This is a genomic window from Bacteroidota bacterium (genome assembly GCA_030706565.1).
Classification (GTDB): Bacteria; Bacteroidota; Bacteroidia; order Bacteroidales; family JAUZOH01; genus JAUZOH01.
Genome location: JAUZOH010000295.1, coordinates 1 through 4807, shown reverse-complemented (window position 1 = coordinate 4807; position 4807 = coordinate 1). Strand labels below are relative to the sequence as shown.

Annotated in this window: 6 protein-coding genes; 2 read left to right on the top strand and 4 right to left on the bottom strand. The window is 38.8% G+C overall.

The annotated features are described in order from the left end of the window. Positions 1-150, bottom strand: a 150-nt coding sequence (locus Q8907_12840; protein MDP4275156.1) for a UDP-2,3-diacylglucosamine diphosphatase, incomplete at its 3' end; no start/stop codon positions are given. 137 nt (positions 151-287) lie between these two features. Between Q8907_12840 and Q8907_12835 the strand changes: the two genes are divergently transcribed. Both Q8907_12835 and Q8907_12830 read left to right on the top strand, forming a co-directional pair. Further along, positions 288-2075 carry a lysophospholipid acyltransferase family protein gene (locus Q8907_12835; GenBank protein MDP4275155.1) on the top strand — a complete coding sequence of 596 codons (1788 nt, stop codon included), beginning with the start codon at positions 288-290 and terminating at the stop codon, positions 2073-2075. A 51-nt stretch (positions 2076-2126) separates the two neighbouring features. Continuing rightward, positions 2127-2660, top strand: coding sequence for an FISUMP domain-containing protein (locus Q8907_12830; GenBank protein MDP4275154.1), 534 nt, complete (start codon positions 2127-2129; stop codon positions 2658-2660). A gap of 99 nt (positions 2661-2759) precedes the next feature. On the opposite strand, the gene Q8907_12825 is transcribed toward Q8907_12830, so the two are convergent. From Q8907_12825 to Q8907_12815, 3 genes are all read right to left on the bottom strand, one after another. Beyond that, complete coding sequence (locus Q8907_12825; GenBank protein MDP4275153.1) at positions 2760-3365, bottom strand: FMN-dependent NADH-azoreductase; 606 nt, start codon at positions 3363-3365, stop codon at positions 2760-2762. A 133-nt stretch (positions 3366-3498) separates the two neighbouring features. After that, positions 3499-3831: a hypothetical protein gene (locus tag Q8907_12820; protein MDP4275152.1), complete on the bottom strand. Its 333-nt coding sequence runs from the start codon at positions 3829-3831 to the stop codon at positions 3499-3501. A 322-nt stretch (positions 3832-4153) separates the two neighbouring features. Then, the coding region (locus Q8907_12815; GenBank protein ID MDP4275151.1) for a response regulator transcription factor at positions 4154-4807 on the bottom strand (654 nt) is incomplete at its 5' end.

Here is a 4807-nt window from a genome sequence, read left to right as displayed (position 1 = left end):
TTTAAGCCTCCAGCCATCAATGATGTCGCCGTTCATAATCAGCTTATCGCAGGTGTTGGCTTTGAGGAAACGCACGACTTCTTTGGCCTTGGAATCCTTGGTTCCTAAATGTACGTCAGAAATGATAATGGTCCGGTAATGGTTTTTTATCAGCATGGTTGAAAATATTGAAATGAATAAGAAATTATAAAATACAAAAATAACATTTATTTCAGACAATATGAATGCCGTGAATTCTGCTATTTGGCTTAGTGTTTTTGGCAATAAATTATTAAAATGACTTAAATATGGCTTTGATCAGTGTGCGCGATTTGTTGAAGATAAAAAAACTTAACAAACTTGGTGGCGATATAACTGCCAGATTATTAATGGTTTTACTAAGTTTTAACAAGGTAAATAAATTATATTCAAAATATCAGCATAAAAGTGGAAAGGAATTTATACATCTGGTTTTAAAAGAATTGAAAATCAAATATGAGATCGATCCTCAGGAATTGAAAAATATTCCGGGGAAAGGAGCTTTTATTATTGTTGCTAATCATCCTCTTGGTGGTTTGGAAGGGATGATCCTTCTGGAAGAGATTTCCAGGGTACGTCCGGATTTCAAGATATTAGGCAATTTTTTGTTTAAAAAACTGGAACCAATCGGGGATTCGGTTTTGGATGTCAACCCTTTTGAAAATCAAAAAGATCTGAAATCAAGTGTTCCCGGTCTGAGAAAGGCCTTGTCGCACCTGCGTGAAGATAAATGTTTGGCTATATTCCCTGCAGGAGAGGTCTCTTCCTTTCAACCGGAAACCAATCAAATTTCTGACCGGAAATGGATAAGTTCTGTAATCCGTTTTATTAAAAAAGCGGAAGTCCCGGTTATCCCGGTCTATTTCTCGGGGAAAAACAGCAAACTGTTTTATTTATTGGGGATTGTACATCCCCTGCTCCGGACGGCCAAGATTCCTTCTGAACTTTTTAATAAAAAAAATGAGCAAATCGTGGTTCGGATTGGTAAACCCGTTTCTCTTAAAGATCAAAGGAAGTTTGACAATATCTCAAAATACGGACGGTTTTTAAGAGCCAGGACTTATGCCCTGGGTACCAATATTAGTGTAGACAGTTTCTATAAAAATTCTTTTAAAATCCTTCCCAAGCCCAAACCCATTATCAATGCAATTGATAAAATAGTGATTTCCGGAGAGATAAAAAATCTGGCCGTGAGGGACCATTTATTTGATTATGCTCATTATTCGGTTTACTGCACGGAAATACAGGATATTCCTAAAATAATTCTCGAAATTGGGCGACTCAGGGAACTTACATTCAGAAATGTGGGCGAAGGGACCAACCGCAAAATTGATTTGGATGAATATGACTTGTATTATCATCATTTATTCATCTGGGATAATGAAAAAGGGAATATAGTTGGTGCCTACAGGTTGGGTAATGGACAGGAAATTGTCCAAACTTATGGGGTTAAAGGATTTTATACCAATTGTTTATTTAAAATTGACAAGGAATTTTATCCTGTACTTGAAAAATCTATAGAATTGGGCAGGTCTTTTATCGCAAAAGACTATCAAAAGAACCCTGTTGCCTTATACTTGCTTTGGAAAGGAATTTATTGTTTCCTTCAGATGAATTCGGGTTATCGTTACCTGATCGGCCCGGTTAGTATCAGTAATGCCTTTTCCACATTTTCAAAGAGCCTGATCACGCAATATATCAGGCAAAATCATTTTAGTGATGAATTTTCTCCATACATCCGTCCCCGAAAGTCGTTTGAGCCCATGAGCAGCATTGTCGATACCGAAATTCTGCTGGGTGATTCCGATGATTTGGGCTTGATTGACAGGGTGATTAAAGATGTTGAATCCACTCATTTGGGGATTCCTGTTTTACTGAAGAAGTATTTACAGCTGAATGGTAAAATTGCCTGTTTTAATGTTGATCCTAAATTCAATGACTCCCTGGATGGATTTTTAATCCTGGATATTAAGGAAATTCCGCAACACATGATTTCATCCTTTTCAAAGGGTTCGAATTTTCAGGTGCACCCCCCAATCAAGGTGGATGTATATTGAGATAATATATTGTAAATCAATCACAAATCCAACAAATAACTTAAACTTTTTATGATGAATATTAAAAAAATGATGCTGCTTATTATGGTTGTCGTTTCAATCGGGATGAGAATGAATATGCTTAATGCACAAAATTTCAAAGCCATCAAGATTGGAAAACAAATCTGGATGGCCGAAAATCTGAACATAAAAGTTCCGGGCAGTTGGTGTTATGATTTAAAACCCGGGATGGCTGAGAAATATGGCCGGCTTTATACCTGGAGCGCAGCAATGAAAGCTTGTCCTAAAGGCTGGCACATACCATCCGACGCCGAGTGGACAACCCTGACCAATTATCTTGGCGGTGAAGATCAGGCCGGTAAAGCCCTTAAATTAGGCGGGAAATCGGGATTTAATGCCAAACTGGGCGGTTTATGCGATGGCCATGATTTCAGGTTGCTGGGTTTTTATGGTACTTTTTGGACTTCGACCCGGTACAACAACTCACAGGCCTGGTATCGTTATGTGACCAGCCAGAATGACTATGTTATTCGTACTTTTTTTCGCATGGATTATGGCTTTTGCGTGAGATGCATTAAAAATTAAATAACCATACTTTCCATTTTGAATATGATTGCCTTTGTCGGATTATTGGCTCCGGCTGGGCAATTTTAGTTTTTGATCTTTTATGTTAGGTTTATTTAATCAGAATATCCTGGCCAATTCCTGGGCTTCTTTGATGGCTTTGCCAACAATGGCTTCGATATCTGCTCCGATGACGTCCAACTCTTCTGCAGCAATGGTGGTAAACTCCCTGATCCCGAAAAATGCAAACAGGGTTCTTAAATATCTGTCGCCCATTTCAAAGGCTGATCCCGGGCCTTCCAGGTATGCTCCGCCTCTTGAAGTGATATTTACTGCCTTTTTCCCCTGGCATAAGCCTACCGGCCCTTTGGGGGTATATTTGAAGGTGATGCCCGTGACGGTTATGTAATCGATGTAGGCTTTTAGTATTGCAGGTATGCTTAAGTTCCACAAAGGTTCGGCAATTACATATTTGTCGGCTTCTACAAACTGAAAAGCATATTTTAAGATGGGATGATTCCTGCCTTCTCCTGCTTTGGGCCTGTGCAAATCAGAGAGGTCACCGGATGGCAAAAAATCAACCCCTTCTTTGTATAAATCAAGGGTGATGATTTCATCTGCCGGATGAGTTTCCTGGTATGTCTTTATGAAGCTTTCGGAAATCCGGTAAGTTCTTGAAATACCTTCTGGTCTTGCATTTGCTTTTATATACAGCACCTTTGCCATTTTTTTGTTCCTATCGTTAATTGGTGACTAAATCTCAGTTCATAATAATTATTAACATCCGGTCTTTTACTTTTGTTCATTAAATCCTGCCATTCCTGTTGAAGGTGCTATGTCTTTCAGCTAAAAAGGACGATTAAGTCCACTCATTCTCATTATAATCATTAAAATCTTCTTCAGTCAGGCCGTAATAACCATTTTCTTCCTCTTCATTGTCATAATTTTCCATTTCGTAATCAAATTCCGGGCCTGGCCATTCGGCATTGCTGAATTCCTCCGGTTCATTTTCCGTCAGGTTGCTGAGTTTCTCATAATATTCATCCATTTCGAAGTCCTGTTCTATGTCTTCTTTTTTATTCTTACTGTAGATGTCGTCGTCAGGAGGATAGCTTGGATAATCCGGCACTTCGTCCTTTTTTCGTGGCCGTGAGGAGGGACTTTTATTCCTCTTTTTCTTTTCGGTTTTCATTTTATTGATATTTTAGATTTTAAAAAGATTAAGATGGTATTATTTCTTGAGTGATGATCTAAAAAATTGAGAAAACGGATTGTGGAAAGTAATTGGATTTTATTTGATTTTGCTTTTTAATTGCCGGTTTATATTGCTGATATTATCATATAAAATTACGAAAAGATTTGCTTAAAAGCAAGTTGGATTATTGTACCAGGGCATGTATGCAAAGGAGCATGAAAATAATGAATTACTCCATCATCCGGGGATGCTGTCAATGGGGAAGTTGAAGTAATGAGATTTTTGAAGGTGAGGAGAATACTGTTGTTTACGAAATTAGCTATTCAATATATTTATAGCCTACCCCTTTGAGGGTTAAGATATGTTCTTCTCCGATTTTTTCCCTTAACCTGCGGACATGTACGTCAATATTCCTGTCGCTTACGATAATGTCATCGCCCCAAATCCGTTGGAATATTTCTTCACGTTTGAATACTTTTTCAGGATGGGAGGCCAACAGCGATAAAAGGTCAAATTCTTTTTTCGTAAGCAGTAATTCTTCTCCTTTTTTGATGACCACAAAACGTTCTTTGTCAATGATGAGGTCGTCTGAGATTTCTTTTTCGCTTACGGGGGAGAAACTGACCTCGCTCGAGTATCTTTTCAGCAGGGCTTTAATTCTGCTTTTTAAAACTTTAGGATTAATGGGTTTAATGATGTAATCATCGGCTCCGGCTTCAAAGCCGACAACCTGTGAATAGCTTTCCCCTCTGGCCGTTAGAAAAGCGATCAGCGGCTGAGCCCCCAGGTTGCTGCTCCGGATTTTCTCGCAAGTTTCTATGCCATCCATTTCGGGCATCATGATGTCCAGGATGATCAGATGAGGATTCGTTTTTTTTGCTTCCTCTATCGCAGCTTTCCCGTTGGTGGCGGTGCTGACTTCATAACCTTCCTTCCTTAAGTTGTAAGAAACGAACTCCAGGATATCCGTTTC

Excerpts from the sequence above, each read along its gene's own strand:
- Q8907_12835 (MDP4275155.1), top strand. The coding sequence starts at position 288 with ATGGCTTTGATCAGTGTGCGCGATTTGTTGAAGATAAAAAAACTTAAC.
- Q8907_12830 (MDP4275154.1), top strand. The coding sequence starts at position 2,127 with ATGATGAATATTAAAAAAATGATGCTGCTTATTATGGTTGTCGTTTCA.
- Q8907_12825 (MDP4275153.1), bottom strand. The coding sequence starts at position 3,365 with ATGGCAAAGGTGCTGTATATAAAAGCAAATGCAAGACCAGAAGGTATT.
- Q8907_12820 (MDP4275152.1), bottom strand. The coding sequence starts at position 3,831 with ATGAAAACCGAAAAGAAAAAGAGGAATAAAAGTCCCTCCTCACGGCCA.